At 70.6% G+C, this 21,922-nt stretch carries 22 protein-coding genes; 16 read left to right on the plus strand and 6 right to left on the minus strand.

The window, feature by feature from the left end; genetic code table 11:
* Nucleotides 1-10: 10 nt before the first annotated feature.
* The 8 genes from ABD990_RS22290 to ABD990_RS22325 all read left to right on the plus strand — a co-directional run bounded on the left by ABD990_RS22290 (nt 11) and on the right by ABD990_RS22325 (nt 7,833).
* The gene (locus ABD990_RS22290) at nt 11-1,159 is read left to right on the plus strand and encodes an amidohydrolase family protein (protein WP_345382671.1); all 1,149 of its coding nucleotides are present in this window, start codon (nt 11-13) and stop codon (nt 1,157-1,159) included.
* Entirely contained in the window at nt 1,156-2,343 is a 1,188-nt protein-coding gene (locus ABD990_RS22295; RefSeq protein WP_345382672.1) for an alpha-hydroxy acid oxidase, read from the plus strand. Before ABD990_RS22290 ends, ABD990_RS22295 begins: the two co-directional genes overlap by 4 nt.
* The gene (locus tag ABD990_RS22300) at nt 2,340-2,834 is read left to right on the plus strand and encodes a Rieske (2Fe-2S) protein (RefSeq protein WP_345382673.1); all 495 of its coding nucleotides are present in this window, start codon (nt 2,340-2,342) and stop codon (nt 2,832-2,834) included. Before ABD990_RS22295 ends, ABD990_RS22300 begins: the two co-directional genes overlap by 4 nt.
* A complete protein-coding gene (locus ABD990_RS22305; protein ID WP_345382674.1) occupies nt 2,831-3,934 on the plus strand; it encodes an amidohydrolase family protein in 1,104 nt (367 codons plus the stop codon). Before ABD990_RS22300 ends, ABD990_RS22305 begins: the two co-directional genes overlap by 4 nt.
* Nucleotides 3,931-4,740, plus strand: coding sequence for an HpcH/HpaI aldolase family protein (locus ABD990_RS22310; protein ID WP_345382675.1), 810 nt, complete (start codon nt 3,931-3,933; stop codon nt 4,738-4,740). Before ABD990_RS22305 ends, ABD990_RS22310 begins: the two co-directional genes overlap by 4 nt.
* Nucleotides 4,737-5,765, plus strand: a complete 1,029-nt coding sequence (locus tag ABD990_RS22315) for a phosphotriesterase family protein (RefSeq protein ID WP_345382676.1) — start codon at nt 4,737-4,739, stop codon at nt 5,763-5,765. The genes ABD990_RS22310 and ABD990_RS22315 overlap by 4 nt, the downstream gene beginning before the upstream one ends.
* Nucleotides 5,762-6,706, plus strand: coding sequence for a PDR/VanB family oxidoreductase (locus ABD990_RS22320; RefSeq protein WP_345382677.1), 945 nt, complete (start codon nt 5,762-5,764; stop codon nt 6,704-6,706). Before ABD990_RS22315 ends, ABD990_RS22320 begins: the two co-directional genes overlap by 4 nt.
* A 236-nt stretch (nt 6,707-6,942) precedes the next feature.
* On the plus strand, nt 6,943-7,833 hold the full coding sequence (locus tag ABD990_RS22325; protein ID WP_345382678.1) for a mycofactocin-coupled SDR family oxidoreductase: 891 nt from the start codon (nt 6,943-6,945) through the stop codon (nt 7,831-7,833).
* A 40-nt stretch (nt 7,834-7,873) separates the two neighbouring features.
* On the opposite strand, the gene ABD990_RS22330 is transcribed toward ABD990_RS22325, so the two are convergent.
* Entirely contained in the window at nt 7,874-8,554 is a 681-nt protein-coding gene (locus ABD990_RS22330) for a carboxymuconolactone decarboxylase family protein (RefSeq protein ID WP_345382679.1), read from the minus strand.
* Complete coding sequence (locus ABD990_RS22335) at nt 8,551-10,233, minus strand: class I adenylate-forming enzyme family protein (RefSeq protein ID WP_345382680.1); 1,683 nt, start codon at nt 10,231-10,233, stop codon at nt 8,551-8,553. The genes ABD990_RS22330 and ABD990_RS22335 overlap by 4 nt, the downstream gene beginning before the upstream one ends.
* 115 nt (nt 10,234-10,348) lie before the next feature.
* Between ABD990_RS22335 and ABD990_RS22340 the strand changes: the two genes are divergently transcribed.
* Nucleotides 10,349-11,044, plus strand: a complete 696-nt coding sequence (locus ABD990_RS22340) for a TetR/AcrR family transcriptional regulator (protein ID WP_233303422.1) — start codon at nt 10,349-10,351, stop codon at nt 11,042-11,044.
* Between the two features lie 31 nt (nt 11,045-11,075).
* Here the strand turns inward: ABD990_RS22340 and ABD990_RS22345 are convergent, their stop codons facing one another.
* Genes ABD990_RS22345 through ABD990_RS22355 form a run of 3 tightly spaced genes read right to left on the minus strand, consistent with a single transcriptional unit; the run spans nt 11,076 to nt 13,164 of the window.
* Nucleotides 11,076-11,843, minus strand: a complete 768-nt coding sequence (locus tag ABD990_RS22345; RefSeq protein WP_233303423.1) for an enoyl-CoA hydratase-related protein — start codon at nt 11,841-11,843, stop codon at nt 11,076-11,078.
* Nucleotides 11,840-12,691, minus strand: coding sequence for an enoyl-CoA hydratase-related protein (locus ABD990_RS22350; RefSeq protein ID WP_233303424.1), 852 nt, complete (start codon nt 12,689-12,691; stop codon nt 11,840-11,842). Before ABD990_RS22350 ends, ABD990_RS22345 begins: the two co-directional genes overlap by 4 nt.
* Nucleotides 12,688-13,164 (minus strand): nuclear transport factor 2 family protein, encoded by a 477-nt coding sequence (locus ABD990_RS22355; RefSeq protein ID WP_345382681.1) that lies wholly within the window; start codon nt 13,162-13,164, stop codon nt 12,688-12,690. Before ABD990_RS22355 ends, ABD990_RS22350 begins: the two co-directional genes overlap by 4 nt.
* Before the next feature lie 261 nt (nt 13,165-13,425).
* Here ABD990_RS22355 and ABD990_RS22360 point away from each other — a divergent pair, with 261 nt between their 5' ends.
* The 7 genes from ABD990_RS22360 to ABD990_RS22390 all read left to right on the plus strand — a co-directional run bounded on the left by ABD990_RS22360 (nt 13,426) and on the right by ABD990_RS22390 (nt 20,921).
* A complete protein-coding gene (locus ABD990_RS22360; protein WP_345382682.1) occupies nt 13,426-13,923 on the plus strand; it encodes a flavin reductase family protein in 498 nt (165 codons plus the stop codon).
* A 1-nt stretch (nt 13,924) separates the two neighbouring features.
* Entirely contained in the window at nt 13,925-15,037 is a 1,113-nt protein-coding gene (gene ribB, locus ABD990_RS22365; protein ID WP_345382683.1) for a 3,4-dihydroxy-2-butanone-4-phosphate synthase, read from the plus strand.
* A 38-nt stretch (nt 15,038-15,075) separates the two neighbouring features.
* Nucleotides 15,076-16,230, plus strand: a complete 1,155-nt coding sequence (locus ABD990_RS22370) for an LLM class flavin-dependent oxidoreductase (RefSeq protein WP_345382684.1) — start codon at nt 15,076-15,078, stop codon at nt 16,228-16,230.
* 28 nt (nt 16,231-16,258) lie between these two features.
* Nucleotides 16,259-16,663: a nuclear transport factor 2 family protein gene (locus tag ABD990_RS22375; protein WP_345382685.1), complete on the plus strand. Its 405-nt coding sequence runs from the start codon at nt 16,259-16,261 to the stop codon at nt 16,661-16,663.
* A gap of 57 nt (nt 16,664-16,720) precedes the next feature.
* Complete coding sequence (locus tag ABD990_RS22380) at nt 16,721-17,824, plus strand: LLM class flavin-dependent oxidoreductase (RefSeq protein WP_345382686.1); 1,104 nt, start codon at nt 16,721-16,723, stop codon at nt 17,822-17,824.
* 212 nt (nt 17,825-18,036) lie between these two features.
* Entirely contained in the window at nt 18,037-19,365 is a 1,329-nt protein-coding gene (locus ABD990_RS22385) for an MFS transporter (protein ID WP_345382687.1), read from the plus strand.
* 2 nt (nt 19,366-19,367) lie between these two features.
* On the plus strand, nt 19,368-20,921 hold the full coding sequence (locus tag ABD990_RS22390) for a class I adenylate-forming enzyme family protein (protein ID WP_345382688.1): 1,554 nt from the start codon (nt 19,368-19,370) through the stop codon (nt 20,919-20,921).
* 530 nt (nt 20,922-21,451) lie between these two features.
* On the opposite strand, the gene ABD990_RS22395 is transcribed toward ABD990_RS22390, so the two are convergent.
* Complete coding sequence (locus ABD990_RS22395) at nt 21,452-21,643, minus strand: hypothetical protein (RefSeq protein WP_345382689.1); 192 nt, start codon at nt 21,641-21,643, stop codon at nt 21,452-21,454.
* Nucleotides 21,644-21,922 lie beyond the last annotated feature (279 nt).

Consider the following 21,922-nt stretch of genomic DNA (forward strand, 5'->3'; position numbering starts at 1 on the left):
GGAGCGAACCATGACCCTCACCGACGTCCGCCCGGCCGAGACCCCGGTCGAGGAGAAGCTCGGCATCATCGACACCGACTTCCACCCGATGCCCCTGCCGACGGACCCGCAGGTGGCCGAGCACCTGCCGCAGCGCTGGCGCGACTACATCGCGCGCTACGGCCTGGGCAGCTTCGGCGGCGGGGTGTCGCCCTCGCAGCGCGAGTTCACCCACCGGCTCGACGCAGTGGACGAGCACGGGCGGGTCGGTGTGGACCCGCACCTGGCCGTGGAGCAGGTGGTGGACAAGTACGACATGTCTGCTGTGGTGCTGACCTGCCCGCAGACCTACATCATCACCCACGGCGGGGCGAACATGCCCTACGAGTGCGCGTTCGCGATCTATCGTGCCTACAACGACGCCCTGGCCCACACCTGGGCGGGCGCGGACGACCGGTTCAAGGCGAGCATCACCCTGCCCCGCGACCTCGCGGGCGCCGCGGACGAGATCGTCCGCTGCAAGGAGGGCCCGAACGGCGACTCCTACGTGCAGGTGCTGATGTCGCCGGCCGGGCAGGACCCGCTGGGCAAGCAGCGCTACTGGCCGATCTTCGAGGCGTGCGAGCACTACGACATCCCGCTGGGCTTCCACGTGCCGGGCATGGGCCGCCAGCCCACCGGCGCGGGGCGGCAGAACTTCTACGCCGAGATGCACGCGGCGTTCGCGGTGCTGCCGATCTCGATGGTGTCCAGCCTGGTCTTCGAGGGTGTGTTCGAGCGGTTCCCGAAGCTGAAGATCGCGCTGCTGGAGCTGGGCTGGGACTGGGCCGTGCCGTTCTCCTGGCGGCTCGACGCGACCTTCGACAAGCTGCGCGACGAGCTGCCGCACCTGACCCGGAAACCCTCGGAGTACCTGCGCGAGCACTTCTGGTTCTCCACTCAGCCGATCGAGGAGCCCGAGAAGCCGGCCTGGGTGCCGGACGTCTACGCGATGTTCGAGGAGTCCGGCTTCGCGGACCGGCTGATGTTCTCCTCCGACTACCCGCACTGGGACTTCGACTCCCCGCACGAGTCGGTGCCGAAGACCATGCCGATCGAGCGCCGCCGTCGGATCCTGGGGGAGAACGCGAGCGCCCTCTACAAGATCCCGCTGCGGCCCGGGCACGGGATCCCGGCGTGAGCGCGCTGGTCGAGGCCACGTGCCGCAGGCGGGCCGCCCGGCTGCTCGACTCCGCGGACGCTCAGCGCGCCGCGGCCCGGGTCCTGCCGCGAGGCATCCGGGAGTACGTCGACGGCGGTTCCGAGGGCGAGGTGACGTTGCGCCGCAACGCCCGCGCGTTCGAGGACGTGGCGTTCGCCCCGCGCATGGCCACCTGGGTCGACGAGCCGGACCTGTCGACGAAGGTGCTGGGCACGCCGATCGACCTGCCGGTGCTCACCGCCCCGTGCGGGGGGATGCGCCTGGTCCACCCGGACGGCGACCTCGGGCTGGCGACGGGCGCCGCGCGCGCCGGCTCGATCCACGTGGCCAGCTCCGCGGCCGGCTACACCCTCGAGGACATCGCCGCGGTCGACGGGCCCCAGTGGTTCCAGCTCTACCGGTTCTCCTCCCAGTCGACGATGGAGCAACTGGTCGGCCGGGCCGCGGCGGCGGGCTACTCCGCGCTCGTGGTGACCGTGGACACCGCCGTGGCGGGCTTCCGGTCCCGGGACTACAAGAACGGCTTCAGCTACTCGATGCGGGTCAACGCCCGCAACGCCGTGAAGCTCGCGCCCCAGCTGCTGCCCAAGCCCGCCTGGCTGATCCGGTACCTGCTCGACGGGCTGCCGTTCGAGATCCCCAACACCGCCGAGGTCACCGTCGACGGCAAGCCGATGGTGCTCACCGAGATGACCAAGGGCGGCGCCGGCTCGCACTCGCCGACCTGGGCCGACTTCGGCTGGCTGCGCGAGAACTGGCACGGCCCGCTCGTGGTCAAGGGCATCATCACGCCCGAGGACGCGCGGCGGGCGGTCGACGCGGGCGCCGACGCCGTCATCGTGTCGAACCACGGTGGCCGCCAGCTCGACGGCTCCCCGGCCACCCTCACCGCCCTGCCGAAGGTCGTCGAGGCCATCGGCGAGCACGCGGAGGTGTTGCTGGACAGCGGGATCCGCCGCGGCAGCGACGTGCTGAAGGCACTGGCCCTGGGCGCCCGCGCGGTGCTCGTCGGCAGGCTGCCCGCCTGGGGGCTCGCCGCGGCGGGCACCGCGGGCGTCGAGCGCGTGCTGGAGAACCTGCGCACCGAGATGGTCCGGACGATGCGGCTGCTGGGCTGCCCCGCCGTGGCGGACCTCGACCCGAGCTGGCTGGAGGCCGCATGACCACCACGGAGAGGACCCAGCGCACGACCCGTTTCGTGGTCGGCCGGGTGGACGAGATCGCACCGGGGGAGCGTCGGATCGTCCAGGCCGGTGGCCGCGAGATCGGCGTGTTCAACATCGACGGCCGCTTCTACGCGATGCTCAACCGCTGCCCGCACCTCGGCGCGCCGCTGTGCGAGGGCGGCGTGGTCAACCAGATCGACTCGCCGGTGCCCGGCGAGGTTAGCCTCGACACCGGCCAGACGTTCGTGACCTGCCCGTACCACAACTGGGAGTTCGACGTGGAGGACGGCCGGTCCTACTGGAACCCGCGGATGCGGGCCCGGTCGTTCCCCGTCGCGCTCGAGGGCGCGGACGAGGTGCAGGCCGCGCTCGAGCGCGGCGAGCTGGACCGGATCCCCGGCCCGTACACCGCCGAGACCGTCGACGTGACGGTCGAGTCCGACTACATCGTGCTGTCCCTGCGGCCCGCACGAGGAGGTGCGAAGTGACCGCTCCGTTGCTCCACGGCACCACGCGCGACGCCGTGTGGACCGGCCCCGTGATCGACTGCGACGTCCACGCCACCCCGCCGTCGCTGGAGGCCCTGTTCCCCTACACCGACCCGGTGTGGGTGCAGGGCGCGCAGGAGCGCGGCTGGAAGGGCCCGAACGGCCAGGCCCTGGCCTACCCGCCGAACGCGCCCACCACCGCGCGGGACGAGTGGCGGCCGGCGGGCCGCCCGCCCGCGTCGCGGCTGGAGGACCTCCAGCAGCACGTGCTGGACCCGTGGCGGACCGAGTTCGCGCTGGTCAACACCGCCTACGGGGTGGACTCGCTGCGCCACCCGGACTGGGCTCCGGCGCTGGCCCGTGCGGTCAACGACTGGCTGATCGCCGAGTGGCTGGACCGTGACCCGCGGCTCGTCGGGTCCATGGTCGTCCCGGCGCGCGACCCCGCCGCGGCCGCGGCGGAGATCGAGCGCGTGGGCTCGCACCCGCGGATCGTGCAGGTCACCATGCCGGTGCGTTCGGAGCGGCTCTACGGGCAGCGGGTGTTCTGGCCGGTGTACGAGGCCATGACCCGCCACGACCTGGTCATGGGCCTGGCCTGGGGCGGGACCTCGGAGGACGCGCCTTCCCCGACCGGATACGCCTCCTGGTACGCGGAGGAGTACGCGGCGGAGATCCAGGTCTACGGTGCGCAGCTGACCACCTTGATCTACGAGGGGATCTTCCAGAAGTTCCCCGGGCTGCGGGTGACGATGCTGGAGAGCGGCTTCGCCTGGGTGCCCACCTGGAGCTGGAGCATCAACAAGAAGTGGAAGGGCCTGCGCCGCGAGATCCCGTGGGTCGACCGGCTGCCCACCGAGATCATCCGGGATCACTTCCGGTTCTCGATCGCCCCGGCCGACCTCGGCCCGGACGCGCACGCCCGCCGGATCATCGAGTGGCTGGGGTCCGAGGACGTCCTCATGTTCGCCACGGACTACCCGCACCTGCACACCGACGACCTCGCCCGGGTGCTGAGCGTCATGCCGGAGTCCATGCGGCCCAAGGTGATGCACGAGTCCGCGCGGGACTGGTATCGGCTGGACAAGGTCCTGTCGTGAGCTACGCCGTCGCCACCGCGGCACACCCCAACCGGCTCCGCGGGATCCTGGAGTCGGGAGGAACGGCCGTCGGCCTGGCCTGCCATACCGGGGACCCGCACGTCGCGGAGACCCTGGCGTTGGCCGGGTTCGACTACCTCTACCTCGACCAGCAGCACAGCGTGGGCGGGCTCGCCAGCCCGGTGGAGATGCTGCGGGCCACCGCCCGGACCGGCACCACCGCGCTGGTCCGGGTCGCGGCCAACGACCCGGTGCTGATCGGCCGGGCGCTCGACGCCGGCGCCGAGGGGATCATCGTGCCGAACGTCGAGTCGGCCGAGGACGCGCGGCGAGCCGCGGTCGCGGCGCACTACCCGCCGCTGGGTGTGCGCAGCTGGGGGCCGACCCGTTCGGCGTACGGCCTCGGGCCGGACCCGGCCACGGTCAACGGCCAGGTGCTGTGCCTGGTCATGATCGAGACCGCGGAGGGGGTCGCCCGGGCGAAGGAGATCACCGCGGTCCCCGGCGTGCACGGCGTGTACGTCGGGCCCGGTGACCTCGCCGTGAGCCTCGGCCTCGACCCGGTCACCGGCCACCGCGACGAACGGCACCGCGCCGCCGTCGCCGAGATCGTCGCCGCCTGCGCCACAGCCGGCATCGCCGCCGGGATCACCGGCGACCCCGCCACGGAGGCGGACCGGGGCTTCCGCCTGGTTACCGCGGGCTCCGACGTCGGCTTCCTCAAGGCCGGCCTGGCCGCCGCCCGCGCCCGCCGCGACGCCCTGAGGCACCCCACCAGCGACATCGAAGGAGATGCCACCGCATGAGCACCGTCAACACCCTGCGCGGCCCGATCGACAGCACGCAGATCGGCACCACGCTGATGCACGAGCACATCATGGCCCGCAACCCGGAGCTCGAGCAGAACATCGTGCACCCGGAGTACGACGAGGCCGCGATCTTCGAGCGGGCCCGGAAGAGCCTGACCTCCCTGCACGAGGACAAGGGCATCGACACCTTCGTCGACCTGACCGTGCTCGGGCTCGGCCGGGACATCCCGACCGTGCAGCGCCTCGCCGAGGGCGTGCCGTTGAACATCGTCGTGGCCACCGGCTACTACACCGCCAAGGATCTGCCGACCTACTTCCACACCCACGGTCCGGACGGGCTGGTCGGGAAGACCCTCGGCGGCCCGGACGTGCTGGAGACGATGTTCGTCGAGGACATCACCAAGGGCATCCCGCGCACGGACGGCGTCAAGGCCGGGATCATCAAGATCGTCACCGACGAGCACGGCATCACCCCCGACCTCGACCGGGTCTACCGTGCCGCCGCCCGCGCCCAGGCCGAGACCGGTGTGCCGATCTCCACGCACACCAACGTCCACTTCGCCAACGGCCGCGACCAGCAGAAGTGGTTCAAGGCCAACGGCGTGGACCTCGAGCGCACGGTCATCGGGCACAGCGGCGACTCGACAGACCTCGACTACCTCCGGGAGCTGATGGACAACGGCTCCTTCATCGGCATGGACCGCTTCGGCATGGAGTTCGTGCTCGACGACGAGTCCCGCGTCGACACCCTCGCGAAGCTCCTCGAGCAGGGCTACGCCGAGAAGATCACGATCTCCCACGACGCCGGGTTCTTCTCGATCAACACCCCGCCGTCGTGGCGCGCGAGGCACACCCCGAACTGGCACCACCACCGCATCTCCGACTACGTGCTGCCCGAGCTGCGCAAGCGCGGGGTCACCGAGGACCAGATCACCCAGATGATGGTCGTCAACCCCGTACAGGTGCTCACCGGCGACGTCGAGGCGACCAAGGCCGTGGCCGCGAAGGTGCTCGGGCCGTGACGGAGGACCTGACCGCGGTCGTCGCGGCGATCGAGGCCGAGGCGGACGGGATCGTCTCGCTGCGCCTGGAGCCCGCGGTGGGGGAGAAGATGCCGACCTGGGAGCCCGGCGCGCACGTCGATCTCGTCCTCGGCCCGGACCTGGAGCGGCAGTACTCGCTGTGCGGGGACCCGACCGACCTGTCCCACTGGCGGCTGGGCGTCCTGCGGGAGCCCGAAAGCCGTGGCGGCTCGGCTCACGTCCACGAGCGGCTGGCCATCGGCGACCAGGTCTTGTGCCGAGGTCCACGGAACAACTTCGCCCTGGTCGACGCGAGCGAGTACCTCTTCATCGCAGGCGGCATCGGGATCACCCCGATCCTGCCGATGATCGCGGCCTGTGAGGACGCCGGGAAGCCGTGGCGGCTGTTCTACGGCGGCCGCCACGAGTCCACGATGGCGTTCCGCGGCGAGCTCGCAGCCTACGGCGAGCGGGTCATGGTGTGGCCGCAGGACACCCACGGCCTCCTCGATCTGGCCACGATCCTCGGCACCCCCGTCGCGGGCACCGCGGTCTACTGCTGTGGACCCGGCGTATTGCTCGACGCCGTCGAACAGCACTGCGCGAGCTGGCCCGCAGGATCACTTCACCTGGAGCGGTTCCGGCCCAAGGAGGGTGCGCTCGAGGGGGCCAACATCCCCTTCGAGGTCGAGCTCGACGCCTCGGGCATCACCTTGACCGTCGGGGCCGACCAGACCCTGGCCGAGGCGATCGAGGCGGCGGGGGTGGACCTGCCGACCTCCTGCCGCGAGGGCACCTGCGGGACCTGCGAGACCTACGTCCTCGAGGGGGAGCCGGATCACCGCGACTCCTACCTCAGCGCCGAGGAGCAGGAATCCGGCGAGGTGATGATGCCGTGCTGTTCCCGTTCCCGATCGCCCCGGCTCGTCCTCGACCTCTGACGAGCCGCCTCACCCCGCCAGGCGCCCCGGACCCCGGGGCGCCTTCGGCGTGTCCGGGTCCCCCAGAACCCAGCGAGTCCAGCTGGCGCATCAGCAGCTCGCCCATGCGCGGAAGTGCGCCGCCGTCCCGTTCCGGGAGGCCCCAACGCTCGGCCGCGAGCGTGTCGATCAGGGGGCCGTGCTGGGTGCGGTTGACCTCGGACCAGCCTCGGTTCGCCGCGTTTACGAGAGCGTTGATGATTTACGCTCACGTTGATAGCGTCCTCGGGTATCACCTCGACGAGGAGGAGGAATCCGTGGGAGTGCTCGAAGGCAAGGTCGCGCTGGTCACCGGGGCGGCGCGGGGCCAGGGACGGAGCCATACGGTACGGCTGGCCGAGGAGGGCGCGGACGTCATCGCGGTCGACATCTGCGCGCAGATCCCGTCGGTGGAGATCCCGATGGCGACCAAGGAGGACCTCGACGAGACCGTCCGGTTGGTCGAGGCGTTGGACCGGCGGATCGTCGCGAGCGTGGCGGACGTGCGGGACGGAGTGGCGCTGCGTGAGGCCGTGAACGCGGGTGTGGCCGAACTGGGTCGGCTCGACATCGTGTGCGCCAACGCCGGCGTGTACGCGCTGACGCTCGATGAGCCGACCGATCCGGTCCAGCGGCGGCAGTTCTGGCAGGACACCATCGACGTAAACCTGACCGGGGTGTGGAACACCGTCGATGCCGCGGCACCGATCATGATCGAGGCGGGCAACGGCGGGGCGATCGTGTTGACCGCCTCCACGGCGGCGTCGAAGTCGGCGGCGAACCGCAGCCTGGCGATGGACGCCTACACGGCGGCCAAGCACGGTGTGGTCGGTCTGATGCGCAACTTCGCGGTGGATCTTGCGCCGCACAGCATCCGGGTGAACACGGTGCACCCGACCGGCGTGCACACGCCGATGGTGGAGAACGCGGTGGTCGAGCGGTACATGGCGGAGAACTCCGGCTTCGCGAAGCTGGTGCTGAACTCGCTGCCGGTCGACGCCGTCGACCCGGTCGACATCAGCAACGCGATCGTCTACCTGGCCTCGGACGCCGGGCGCTACGTGACCGGTGTCCAGCTGCCGGTCGACGCGGGCTTCCTGGTCAAGTGAGCGGGACCGGGTGCGGGCAGCCTGCCCGCACCCGGCCGTCTCACTCCGCTGCGGGCACTCCTGGGTGGGAGGGGGCCGCGGCGGCGATGTCGAGCGCCCGGCGGATCGCAATGCGTCCCGCACCGAGGCGGACGGCGTTGGCCAGGTGCAGTCGGACGCCGGGCAGGTACCGGTGGGTGGGTGTGGCGTCGCAGGCCATCGCGATCAGCTCCTTGAGCCGCCCGCGGACGGTCCCGCTCCGCCAGGGCAGGGCACAGTAGGCGAAGAACGCCTGGTAGGCGCCGGGGGAGTGCTCGAGCAGGGCGTGCAGGAAGCCTGGTATCTCGCGGTCGAAGTCCGCCCAGTAGGGGTCGTCGCCCTGCAGGCGGGACCGCAGCCCGGCCCGCTCCTCGTCGATCGGCGCGGCCGGCGTCCCGCGCTCGCGCAGGATCGCCGAGAGGCGCCGGGTGCCTTCCATCAGGGTGTGGACGCCGAGGGCCGACACCAGGACGAGGGTCTCCTGGACCTGCTCGGGCGTTGCGCCCGCGTCGAGCGCCCGGCAGGTGGCGTCGTCGATGCCGGCGGGATCGAGGGTGCAGACCGAGGCATGGACGGCGAGTCGGATCAGCGCGGCCGAGAGGCCGTCGAGGTCGGGCCCGTCGGGAACCGGTTCCAGGAGCGTCTCGGCGGCCTCCCGCACCTCGGCGACGGTGACCAGGGTGCGTCGCAGTCGTGTGGTCACGAGGTGCTTCCCACCTCGGCGAGCGGTGCCGCCGGCGCGGCGACGCGGGCCCGCAGCTCGTTCTTGTTGATCTTCGTGGCGGATCGGGGCCACTCGTCCGCGGTCAGGAAGTGGAAGGCCCGGGGCACCTTGTAGCGGGCGATGCGGCCCGCGCAGAAGTCCAGGAGCTCGGCTTCGGTGACGGTGTGCCCGGCCCTGACCTCGACAAAGGCCACCGGGACCTCGTCGAGCCGGGGGTCCGGGCGGCCCACCACCTCCACCCACTCCACGGCGGGGTGGCGCGCGACGAAGGATTCGATCTCGACGGCGGCGACGTTCTCCCCGCCGACCTTGAGCATGTCCTTGAGCCTGCCGTGGAAGGCGACCTGGCCTTCGGGGGTGAAGCTGTAGAGGTCGCCGGTGTGCAGCCAGCCGTCGGCGTCGAGCGCCTCGGCGGTCTTCTCCGGAGCGCGGTAGTACCCCTCCATCACCGAGTAGCCGCGCAGCAGGATCTCGCCGATCACCCCCGGTCCGACGTCGGCTCCGGATTCCACGTCGATGATCCGGATCTCCATGCCGGGGCAGGCCTTGCCCTGCGCGCGGGACCTCAGGTCGACGTCGTCCTCCCGGTCGCTGACCGCGTAGATTCCGGCGGCTTCGGTCATCCCGCAGGCGGCGACGAGCTCGCACCCGGGTAGCAGCGTCTGTACGCGTTCGAGCAGCACGCTGGGGCCGATGAGGAGCAGCGAGCGCAGTGCCGACAGGGCTGCCGGGTCGAACTCCGGGTGGTCGAGCAGCGGCTGGACGAGGGCGGGGAACCAGGGGAACGCGACCGTCACGCGCTCACGGACGAGCAGTTCGAGCGCGCGCGTGGGGTCGAAGTGGACGTCGGTCACGAAGGTGCCGGCGGACCCGATGACACCGAGGAACGGGGAGAGGGTGCCGATGTGGAACAGCGGGCCGGGGGACCAGGTCACGTCGTGGTCGCCGGTGCCGAAGCGGTGGCGCGCCCGGTCGACGGGGCCGCGGGTCATGGCCTCGTGGGTGAGCACGCAGCCCTTGGGGTTGGCGGTGGTGCCGGAGGTGTACATGATGGCGCCGACATCGCGGAGCCGGACCCGGGCGCGCAGCACGTCGACCTGCGCGGGATCCACGCCGTCGGCGAGGGCGTCGAACCGCGACCGGGGGAGGAAACCGGGGCTGGACTCGCCGGCGAGCAGGGCGGCGGCGCGCAGCCGTCGTGCCTCGGGAAGGTCGAGGGCGGTGGGGTCCGCGGCGGCGGTCAGCGACGGCAGCCCCTCGCGCAGGGCCCCCGCGAGGTCGCTGTGTTGACCCTCGGCCGCCGTGGTCAGCAGCACGACGACGTCCGCGTCGTCGATCACGTGACCGAGCTCCGCGGCGCGGTGGCGGGCGTTGAGCGGCACGACCACCGCGCCGATCAGGCTCACCCCGAAGAACGCCTCGACGTACTCGACCCCGTTGGGGGCCAGCAGCGCGACGTGCTCGCCGGGCCGGACCCCGAGACCGAGCAGGCCACGGGCGACGCGGTGCGCCCCGGCGAGCAGGCCGGCGTAGCTGACCCGCGCGGTCGGGAAGACGAGGGCGGCCCGGTCGGGGTGTTCGGTGGCGGCGCGGACGAGCAGGTCGGCGATGGGGGATGCCTCCGTCCACCGCGCGGTGCGGTCGGGCGACGCTCTCATGGGTCCTCCTGAACTTCTCAGACGCCGTCGTACGGCTGCACGAATTGTGGTCATTCTTCCATTACTGCGGCAGCCGGGGAACATTTCCGGCAAACGCGGTGGTATCGTCCGCCACATGGCTTCTCCCACCCGGCGTCCACCGGAGTCCGCGGCGGGCAGCGGGTTGTCGAAGCGCAGGCGCAGCGCACAGATCGAGGGCAGCGCCACCTACCAGGCCAAGCGCAACGAGCTGCTGCAGATCGCCGGGGACGTCTTCAAGGAGAAGGGCTTCGAGGCGGCCACCCTGAACGACATCGCCGCCCGCTTCGGCACCGACCGCGCCGCGATCTACTACTACTTCGCGGGCAAGGAGGAGATCTTCCAGGAGGTCTTCCAGGCCACGGCGAAGAAGGTCCTCGACGAGAACCTCGCCGAGGCCGTCCGGATCTCCGGGCTGGAGATCAGCGCGCACGAGAAGCTCCGCATGTTGATCAGGCTGCAGATCACGTCGTACGAGGCGAACTACCCGTACGTCTACGTCTACATCCAGGAGGACATGGGCAAGGTCGCCTTCCAGTCCACGCCGTGGGCGAAGGAGATGGTCCGTAAGACCCGTCGTTTCGAGGGAATCGTCACGGACATCATCGCGGAGGGCATCAAGAATGGCGAGTTCCGGTCGGACCTGTCCGTTCCTCTGGTGGTTCGCACCCTTTTCGGAATGGTGAACTGGACGCATCGCTGGTTCAAGCCGGGGGACCGGAAATACACCGCCGAGCAGACCGTCGAGACGTTCTCGGCGATCTTCTTCGACGGGCTGCGCCACCAGGACTGAGCGGCGCAGCCCGGCCGGGGTCATCGCGGACTCACCGTCCGGTCCACACCGGCTTGCGCTTCTCGGCGAACGCGGCGAGGCCTTCGAGCTGGTCCTTCGTGCCCGCGTAGGCCTCGATGGGCTCGTAGCGGGTGCCGAGCGCCTGCTCCAACGACATGTCGAGGCCCCGCAGCGCGGCGTCCTTCGCGGCCTGGACGGCCAGCGGCGCGCAGGCCATGATCTTCGCGGCCCAGCGGTCCGCCGTGGCGGCGAGCTCGTCGACCGGGACGACCTCGTTGACCAGGCCGTACTGCTCGGCCTTGGTGACGGGGAGCCGGTCGCCGGTGAGGATCATGCCCATGGCGACGTGGTGGGGCAGCCTGCGCACGGCGCGGTGCAGGATCCCGGACTCGCCGATGATCCCGGCCTTGACCTCCGGGATGAAGAACTGGGCGTCGTCGGCCGCGACGATCACGTCCGCGCACATCGCCAGCTCGAAGCCGCCGCCGATGACGTAGCCGTGCACGGCGGCGATCAGCGGCTTGCGCAGGACGTAGCGGGGCCCGCCGACACCGGTCAGGCCGCCGCCCAGGGCCATCCGCCCGTCGCGGTCGGTGCCGCCGGAGACGTCCGCCCCCGCGCAGAATGCCTTCCCGGGGGTGGCGTCGAGGACGGCCACCCAGATGTCGGGGTCCGCGTCGATCTCGGTCCAGGCGGCGAGCAACTCGTCGTCCATGGCGGGGGAGATGGCGTTGAGCGCCTTGGGGTTGTCGAGCGTGACCCGGGCGACGTGGCCGTCCTTGGTGAACCCGATGCTCATGTGCGTTCCTCCGGTGGTGTGCGGAACTCGGCGATGGCCGTCTTGAGGCCGACCTCGCCGATCCATTCGCGCAGCTGCAGCACCGACGGGGACAGGTGCAGCAGCGCGTCCATCTCGGGCACCTGGGCGGCGGCGGTGCGCACGCCCATGGCGTCCATCGTGCGGTTGATCGAGAGCTTCTTGATGCGCAGGACGTCGGACGGGATCTTCGCCATCCGCGCGGCCAGTCCCTCGACGGTGGCCTGCACGCGGTCCGCGGGCACCGCCTGGTTGGCCCAGCCCCACTCGACGGCGGTGCGGCCGTCGATCGCGTTGCCCGGCAGGAAGGCGAGCTCCTTGGCACGCTTCGGCCCGACCAGCGGGGCCCACAGCGGCGCGATGTAGCCGCCGCCGAGGGGAAGTGCGGGTTCGCCGATGCGGGCGTCCTCGGCGACGATCGTGAGGTCGCAGAACACGCATAGTTGCGTCGCGCCGGCGATGCAGTACCCGTGCACGGCCGCGATCACCGGCTTCGGGTGGTCCCAGATCGCCAGGTAGCGGTCGATGTTGCGGGCCAGCCGCTCCCGGTCGGCGACGGGGTCGGCGGCCTTCGGCTTGCCGACCTGGTCGACGTCGTAGCCGGCGCAGAACCCCCTGCCCTCGCCGCGGATCCCGACGACAGGCCCGCCGGCGTCGGTCAGTCGGGCCAGCGCGTCGGAGAACTCGTCGAGCATGGCGTTGGACAGGGCGTTGGCCTTGTCCGGCCGGGCGAGCACGATCCAGGAGATCGGGCCCGCGTGCTCGACGCGGATGTCGCGGTACGTGGGTAGGTCGCGCTGAGCCGAGGGTTCGCTCGCGAGCTGGCTCACCCGCGGCCGATCGGGATCTGCTGCTTGACGTGGAAGTCCACGACACCGGAGGCGCGCAGCTCGCGACGGGCGAACCGCCACTCGCCGTCGACCTTGACCAGCTCGTCGTGGTACTGGCCGAAGAAGTGTCCGTCCGGGCGGTCCTTCGTGTACTTGTGCCAGGCGTAGAGCACCGAACGCACCGTGGCCGTGCTCAAGTCGTCGCCGAAGTCCACGACGATGTTCGAGACGTGGTGGCTGGTGGCGGCGAAGAAGCTGCCGATCCCCGAGAGCGTCTCCCGGTAGGCGGCGCGGCCCTCGGCGCCGAAGTTCGGCCCGTACGCCACGTAGCAGTCCTCGGTGAACAGCGCCGCGATCTCGTCGGGATGGTTCATGTCGAGGTGGAACGCGTAGTCGAACAGCAGGCGGTGGACCTTCTCGGTCTCGACCAGCTCGGCGACGAGCGCTTCGCTGGACTTCTGCGTGGTCGTCACAGGGGACCCTCCGGATCTCGTGCGGGAGGGGCATGCGTGGGCGTCCCCGGACGCCTCCTGGCCGCCACCTCCCTGTGCGCGGTCGGCAGCCACCGTATCTACATCGATGTAAACGCGCAATGAGTGTCGGGCGGCTGATCTCGGGCTGACGACCCGGCCGGACGATCGAGAGTTACGAGAGCGTTGACAGTTTACGTCGGTGTAGATAGCTTCGGTCCCGTCGTCGAGCGACGAGGCATCACCTCGAAGGGGAGGAGCCGCATGATCGAGCTCGAGAAGGTGACCGGGGACCCCGCCCGGCTGCGGCAGGTCTACGGGTGTTTCCCCAGCGGTGTCACCGCCGTCTGTGCGTTGGACGACGGCCTGCCCGTGGGCATGGCCGCCAGTTCCTTCACGTGCGTGTCGTTGGACCCGGCCCTGGTGTCGGTGTGCGTGCAGAACACCTCGACCACCTGGCCACGGCTGCGTGACCTCCCGCGGTTGGGGATCAGCGTGCTGGGCCAGGACCAGCACGGCACCGCCGGGCAGCTCGCGGCCAAGGACGGGGACCGCTTCGCGGGCCTCGAGTGGACCGAGACCCCGGAGGGGGGCCTGCTCATGCACGGCGCCGTCGCGTGGCTGGACTGTTCCGTGTACGCGGAGGTCCCGGCGGGCGACCACGCCGTGGTGCTGCTCGCCGTGCACGGGATGCACGCCGAGCCGGGCGCCGCACCGCTGGTGTTCCACGGCAGCCGGTTCCGGCAGCTCGTGGCGGTGTGAGATGGACACCATCGAGCAGGCCCTGGCCGAGATCGCCGCGGGTCGCCCGGTCGTCGTCGTGGACGGCGAGGACCGGGAGAACGAGGGCGACCTGATCGTCGCCGCGGACCTGGTCGACACCGCGACCATGGCGTTCGTGGTGCGCCACACTTCGGGATTCGTGTGCGTCGCGCTGCCCGAGCAGGACTGCGAGCGGCTGGACCTGCCGCCCCTGCACCACACCAACGCCGACGGTTTCGGCACCGCGTACCGGGTCACGGTCGACGCGGCGGACGGGGTCTCGACCGGGATCTCGGCGCGCGACCGGGCCCGCACCGCTCGGGTTGTCGCCTCGCGGGCTTCGACGTCCCGCGACCTCGTCCGGCCGGGGCATGTCGTGCCCCTTGCGGCCCGGCCGGGTGGAGTGCTCGAGCGGACCGGGCACACCGAGGCCGCGGTGGACCTCGCCCGCCTCGCGGGGCTGCGTCCCGCGGGCGTGCTCTGCGAGATCGTCAGCACCCGGGAGCCGGGTCGCATGGCGCGGCGTCCCGAACTGCTGGACTTCGCCGCCGAGCACGGCCTCGTCATGATCACGATCGAGGACCTCGTGGCGTACCGCAGGCGCCGGGAGACCCGGGTCGAGCGGGTCACCGCGGCTCGCCTGCCGACCGTGAGCGGGACGGTCCACGCGGTGGGGTACCGCGGTGTCCCGGACGGTGGCGAGCACCTCGCACTGGTCGCAGGGGAGGTCGCCGCGGCGGCGGACGTCCCCGTGCACGTTCACGTCGAATGCCTGCCGGGCGATGTGTTCGGGTCCGTGCGCTGCGGCTGCGCGCGCAGGCTCGACGCCGCGATGCGCGAGGTGGCGGTGACGCGCTGCGGAGTGATCGTCTACCTGCGCTCCGGTGCGGACCCGCACCGCGCGCTACGCGAACAGGGCGCCTGTATCGGCAGGTTGGAGGCGCTCTGCGGCCCCCTGGACCCCGCACTGGTGGCGGCGGTCCTCGACGACCTGGGTGTCCGGTCGATCCGGCACCTGCACAATCCCGCACCGGTCCGAGCGGCCCTGGGAGGCCTGCTCGGCGAGACGGTCCGGATCGCCCGTCCGGGTACGCCGTCCGGCGAGGTCGCCTGACACCTGCACCGGAGAAGACCACCGAGGAGACGGCTCTTGTGAGATTCAGTTTGATGCAGACCGGCGTGATCGGACGCCGGCACGAGCTCGAGGCCGGCATGGCCGGCCAGCGCGGTGACCTCTACCAGCGGTTCCTCGAGGAGATGGTCGGCTACATCAAGCTCGCCGACGAACTGGGCTACGACGCCTACTGCTCGCCGGAGCACCACCTCCAGGTCGAGGGCTTCGAGATCACGAACCACCCGGGCATCCTGGCCGCCTATGTCGGCCTGCACGCCCAGCGGCTCAAGGCGGGGATCCTCGGCTACGTCCTCCCGACCCACAATCCGGTCCGGGTCGCCGAGGAGATCGCGACGCTGGACCACATGCTGCGGGGCCGGCTGATCGTCGGGTTCACCCGCGGCTATCACGCCCGCTGGGTCGACGCCTACGCCGCGGTCCGGGGCATCGGGGCCACCAATGTCACCCACGCCAAGGCCAAGAACGAGCAGGACGCGATCAACCGCGAGATCTTCGAGGAGTCCGTCCAGATCGTGAAGAAGGCCTGGGAGAACTCGATGTTCTCGCACAAGGGCAAGTACTGGGAGTACCCGCCCGAGGGCGGTTCGGCCGGTCACCCCGGTTACGCGGAGTTCGGCGCCGGGCAGGACGAGAACGGTGTCGTCCGGGAGATCGGCATCGCGCCGCGTCCCTACACCGACCCGCACCCCAAGCTCTACGGCGCGTTCGCCTACTCCATGCGCACGGTGGACATGTGGGCTCGCGAGGGCGGCAAGCAGATCGTGTTCGCCAACGACCTCGACTTCTGCGACGCCCTGTGGAACCGCTACATCGAGACCGCCAAGAAGGCGGGGCGGGACGTGAAGCGGGAGGACGTCGGTGCCTGGGGCGGGTTCCTGATCCTGACCGACTCGAAGGAGGAGGCGCAGGAGCTCGAGGCGGAGCACCGCTGGTTCTGGGACAAGTGGTTCATCCCGCACGGCCAGCAGTTCCCCAACGTCCTGATCGGGACCCCGGACGACATCTCGCGGCAGATCGAGCAGGCCCACGAGCGGCTCGGGTTCGACGAGTGCTTCCTCATGTTCGGCCAGGGGCACCTCGAGCCGGAGCGACAGAACGCCGAGCTGGTCCGGTTCGCCGAGGAGGTCGCCCCCCGCTTCTCCAGCAAGGCCCCAGACGGAACCCTCGTCTGATCCGTCCCGCTCATCCGAGGAGGCAACGATGCCGAGCACCGAGGACAACAAGGCCGCCGTCACCCGGTTCCTGGAGATCTTCTCCGAGGGGAACCCCGAGAAGACCCTCGCCGCCCTCACCGACGACGTCACCTGGTGGGTCTCGGGGAAGCTCGAGGGCATGTCCGGCTCCTACGACAAGGCCGGGTTCGGACAGCTGATCGGTGGCGTGGCGGACGTCTACAAGGCGCCCCTGCGCATCGCTCCGCGCTCGATGGTCGCCGAGGGCGACTCCGTGGCCGTCGAGGCCGACTCGTACGCGGAGCTGAAGGACGGGCGGGTCTACGACCCGCGCTGCCACTTCCTGTTCCGCGTCGCGCCCGACGGGCGCATCGCCGAGGTGCACGAGTACCTCGACACCCAGCACGCCAAGGACATCTTCTTCGGCGGCTGACCCTCCGGAAACCCCGCACCTGAACGACGACGTCCAGCAACGAGGAGCACAGAACAGATGGATTCCGGTCTCATCCACATCCCGTACATGCGCCCGGAGCGCACCAGCCGGCAGACCTTCGAGTGGGCGCTGGAGAACGCTCGTCAGGCGGACCAGGCCGGGCTGACCGAGTTCATGGTGGCCGAACACGCGACCCAGAAGTGGGAGTGCATCCCCACCCCGGAGCTGGTCATCGCAGCGGCGGCCACGCAGACGGAGCGGATCAAGTTCGCTCCGATGGCCCATCTGCTTCCGCACCACCACCCTGCCGACCTGGCGATCCAGGTGGGCTGGCTGTCCCAGATCCTCGAGGGCCGCTACTTCCTCGGTGTGGGCGCGGGGGCGTACCCGCAGGCGTCGTACCTGCACGGAATCACCGACCTGCAGAACAACCCGAAGCGGGTCCGCGAGTCGCTCGAGATCATGGAGAAGATCTGGAAGCGCGAGCCGTTCTTCCACGAGGGCGAGTTCTGGAACGCCGGCTACCCGGAGGAGGTCGACGACGGCCTCGGCCACGACGACCACAAGCTCGCCGACTTCAGCCCCTGGGGCGGCAAGCTCGACATCGCCGTGACCGGGCTGTCGGTGAACTCGCCGTCGATCCGGTTCGCCGGTGAGCGCGGATTCATGCCGGTCTCGATCTACTCCGGGTCCTCGATCCTCAAGACCCACTGGGAGACCTACGAGAAGGCCGCCCTGGAGAACGGCCACACCCCGGATCGGTCGAAGTACCACGTCTCCCAGACGGTGTTCGTCGCAGACACCGACAAGGAGGCCAAGAAGCTCGCCATGGAGGGCGGCATCGGGTACGCCTTCGAGCGGTACCTGTGGCCCATCTGGGAGCGCTTCGGCATGCTCGAGGGCTACATCAAGGACGCCGGCGCCGAGCCGGGCGACGTCGACCTCGAGTGGATCTGCGACAACGTGTGGGTCGTCGGCTCCCCGGAGACGGTGATCGACAAGCTCAACACGCTCTACGAGTTCACCGGTGGGTGGGGCACCCTGCAGGTCGAGTCCCACGACTACATGGACGATCCGTCCCCGTGGTTCCAGTCCCTGCAGCTCATCGCGCAGGAGGTCGCTCCGAAGATCCAGCTGCCCTTCAGCTCCTCGGGCCGCTGAGTACGAGCGGGTGCGGGGGCGGGTCCCAGGTCAGGCCCGCCCCCACCCGCTCCTCCCATCGCCACGTCGAGTTCGACGAGATCGACACCGAGCCCCTCCACTCCCGAGCACGTCGACCAGGGCTACGCCGACCCGGACCACCGAAGGGGCGTGTCCTCGACCCTGTCACCGACAGCACCGCCGCCTGACGGCGCCCGACAGCGGAGAACACCATGACCGAGATGGCGGCCACCAACGACGCCACACCCACGAGCCAGGTCATCGATGTACGCGCCTCGCGGCGTGCGCTCGTCGCGGGCTCCATCGGCAATCTCGTCGAGTGGTACGAGTACGCGCTCTACGGCTACATGGCGCCCGTCATCGCCGGGCTCTTCTTCCCGACCGGCGACGGCGTGGCGGGCCTGCTGGCCACCTTCTCGCTGTTCGCCCTGGCGTTCTTCCTCAGGCCCGTCGGAGCGGCGGTGTTCGGCCGCTTCGCCGACCGGGCGGGCCGTCGTCCGGTGCTCGTCCTCATCATCACCCTGATGTCCGGGGCCACGGCGTTGATCGGTGTCCTGCCCACCTACGCGACGATCGGCGTCTGGGCGCCGCTGCTGCTCACCGTGCTGCGGGTGGTGCAGGGACTCGCGGCGGGCGGGGAGTTCGGTGGTGCGGTGTCGCTGATGGCCGAGTACGCGCCGCCAGGCCGGCGTGGGCTCTACGGCTCGTGGTCGTTCTTCACCACGGTGATCGGGTTCGTGTTCGGGGCCGGGATGGCCACCGTGCTGATCGCCGTCCTCCCCGACGACGCCCTGGCCTCCTGGGGCTGGCGCATCGGCTTCCTCGTCGCCGCCCCGATGGGCCTCATCGCGCTCTACCTGCGGATGCGGGTCGACGAGACACCGTCGTTCCGCGCCGCGACTGGCGCGTCACCCGTCACGTCGACGCCCGCGACAGTGAGCGCGCGGGAACCGGGGCTGCTGCGGCAGGTGTCGACCACGGTCGGGATCGTCGTCGTCTACTCCTGCACCGGCTACACGTTCATGGTGTTGATGCCGACCTACCTGTCGAAGACCCTGGGGATGTCACTGGAGCAGTCCTACGTGCTCACCCTGATCAACGGCACGGTCGCGGGTCTGGTCGTCCCGTTCGCGGGTGCGTGGTCGGACCGCGTCGGCCGTCGCGCCGTGATGCTCGTCGGCACCGTCGGCACCCTCGTGCTGTCCTACCCGCTGTTCCTCATGCTCCGCGGCGGCTTCGGTGCCGCTCTGGTCGCCCTCGTCGTGGCCGGCGTGCTGATCGGCCTGGTCGGCGGACCGCTACCGGCGCTGCTGTCCGAGCGGTTCCCGACGCGCACCCGGGTCACCGGAGTCTCCTTGGCCTACGCGGTGTCGGTGGCGCTGTTCGGCGGGACGGCCCCGTTCATCATCACCGCGGTCGTCTCGGCGACGGGCAACTCGCTGGCCGCGGCCTGGTACACGATCGCCTGCAGCCTCATCACGCTCGCGACCCTGCTGGCGCTGCGGGGAACAGCGGCCCACCGAGAGGCCCTGCGGGACTGAGAATGGCCGGACACGACGTCAACTCGGACCGCACCCTGCGCGGGTTGCTCGACCAGTGGGCGGCCCTGCGGCCCGGAGAGCCCGCCCTGGTCCACCTCCGCGACCCTGCTGGACCCGCGAAGCCGGGCACGGTGACCTGGGAGCGCCTCGCCACCGATGTCCACGGCCTTCGGCACCGACTTGCGGGGATCGGCGTGCAGGACGGGCGAAGCGTGGTGTTGGCCCTGCCCAACAGCCCACTCACCGTGGCGTTGTGGCTGGCGATCCCGGCCAACGGCGCGATCGTGCAGGTGATCGACCCGGACTCCGGGCTGCTCGCCGTCGAGAGGGCCTTCCGGGCAACCGAGCCGGTCGCCGTCGTCGCGGCCGTGTCCAACGCCGGCCTCGTCGCCGACGCCATCGCCCGGGCAGAGGTGCCGACGCGGCTACTGGTCCCGACCGACGAGGAGCTGTGGACCACCGCCTGTCCAGCCGACCTCGGCACAGCCGGCAGCGAGCCCCCGTCCGCCACGCCCGACCTCGTCGCGGGGCTGCTGCCGACCTCCGGCACCAGCGGCGCCCCGAAGTTGGTGCAGCTCACGCACCGCAATTACGTCATGTCCGCCGAACGACTCGCGCGCAACGGCGGCTATCTGGGCACCGACCGGCACTACCTCTGCTCGCCGTTCTTCCACACCAACGCGCAGCTCTACCTGTGCGCCCCGCCCTTCGTCACGGGCGGCTCGATCGCGATCGTGCCCCGGTTCAGCGCGAGCACCTGGTTCGAGGCCGCCCGCCGCACCGGCGCCACGATCGCCTCGATGGTCGCCCCGCCCATGCGGATGGCGCTGCACCGCGCCGTCGGCTCGGGACGACCGGTCGACCCGGGCCCGCTCCGTGCCGTCCACTACGGAATGACGCTCAGCAGCGCGGACTGGCAGGAGTGGGACCGGCTGGTTCCCGGAATCCACATGCGCCAGATCTACGGACAGACCGAGTCCGTGACCGGCGTCCTCGGCGGGTCGCCGTGGGAACTGGATGACCGCGCAACGATCGGGCGCCCGTTTCTCGGCGTCGACGGCGTCCGCCTGGTCCGCGACGACGGTTCCGACGCTCCGGACGGCGAGCCGGGGGAGCTGTGGGTCCGCGGGAGCCCGGGCAACACGCTCATGCTCGGCTACCTCGACGCTTCCGATGCCACCGCCGCGACCCTCGTCGACGGCGAATGGCTGCGGACGGGCGACATCATGGTCCGGCACCCGAACGGCCGCTTCGAGTTCCGCGGCCGCGGCATGCACATCATCCGACGTGGCGGGGAGAACATCTCGACCTACGCGCTGGAGATCGATCTCCAGGCCTGCCCGCTCGTCCGCGACGTCGCCGTCACGGCCCGTCCCGACGAGACCCTCGACGCCGTCGTCGTCGCGCACGTGATCCCGGCTGCCGGCTACGAGGAGAGAAGCTTCCGCGCCTGGTGTCACGAGCACCTGGGCCGCCGTGGTGTCCCGGACGAGATCCGGGAGCATGCCTCGTTCCCGAGGACCGGAAGTGGGCGAGTGATCGTGCGAGAGCTTTGACCGCTCGTCTGTGCGAAGCTCCTACGAGCGTCAGGCGACGCACGATTTCCAGCGGGTGATACGAGCTGTCGGCATGACACCACCCGTGACACGAAAGTCCGTCCAAAGGTGCTGCCGGAGGGGTTGGAGAGGGAGTTCGCGCCAGCGTTGTCGCTGCTAGGAGGCCTGAGAGGGGAGTGCTGCGCGCTTTACACCCGAGCGGTCGCAGGTTCGATCCCTGCCGCGCCCACCCAGTTCAGCACGGCAGAGCTGTTCAGTTCTGTCACGACACACCGGCCTCATGACACCAGTTGTGACCCCAACTCCTTCGGTCGCGCTCCAGTGTGTGGCGGACCCGGGGTGGAGTTGAGTCACGACACGCCGACGGCGTGTCGCGGGGTGGTGATGATGCCCGGTTCGGCGCCGGCAGCGTTCGTTGCTCGGGCTCGGGCCGATAGACCTGTTACGTCCATCTGATCAGCAGCAGAGGCGCGCTCGCGCTGGTCGCGCTCTCTCTGCGGACAGGCGTTGCGAGATATCGTGGGACGACCTCACGGCACTGTGTCTGGCGAATCCACCGGGCTCGGCACGTCACCGACCGGGTATCCAAACTCACCGGCGCCACTGCCCGCATTGCGGGCCTGCTCCACCTCGCCGAGACCCTCCCGACCGCGTAGCTCCAGCCCGTCGGCGCCCGTCACGTCGACGGCGCCGCCCGCCTCGGCCAGTACTTCCTCGCCCACGCCCTCGCCGTCTTCGACCGCGTGGGCGCGGACCCGACGATCGACGACGCGCGCGCCGTGCTGGACTGGTCGCCCGCACGGCCACTGAGCGCTTCAGCCGCCGCGACGCCTTCTCCGCCCTCTCCAGATTCCGCTTCAAGAGCGTCTCCGATCTGGACCCGGCGCTCGCCCTGCTCGAGGACCACGGCTTCATCCAGACCGACGAGCAGGCTCCGAGGCCGGGACGAGGCCGTCGAGCCTCCCCCGACCTGGGCGGTGCACCCCCATGCCGCAAAAACC

It is taken from the genome of Pseudonocardia yuanmonensis (assembly GCF_039542425.1).
In the GTDB taxonomy this organism is placed as follows: Bacteria; Actinomycetota; Actinomycetes; order Mycobacteriales; family Pseudonocardiaceae; genus Pseudonocardia; species Pseudonocardia yuanmonensis.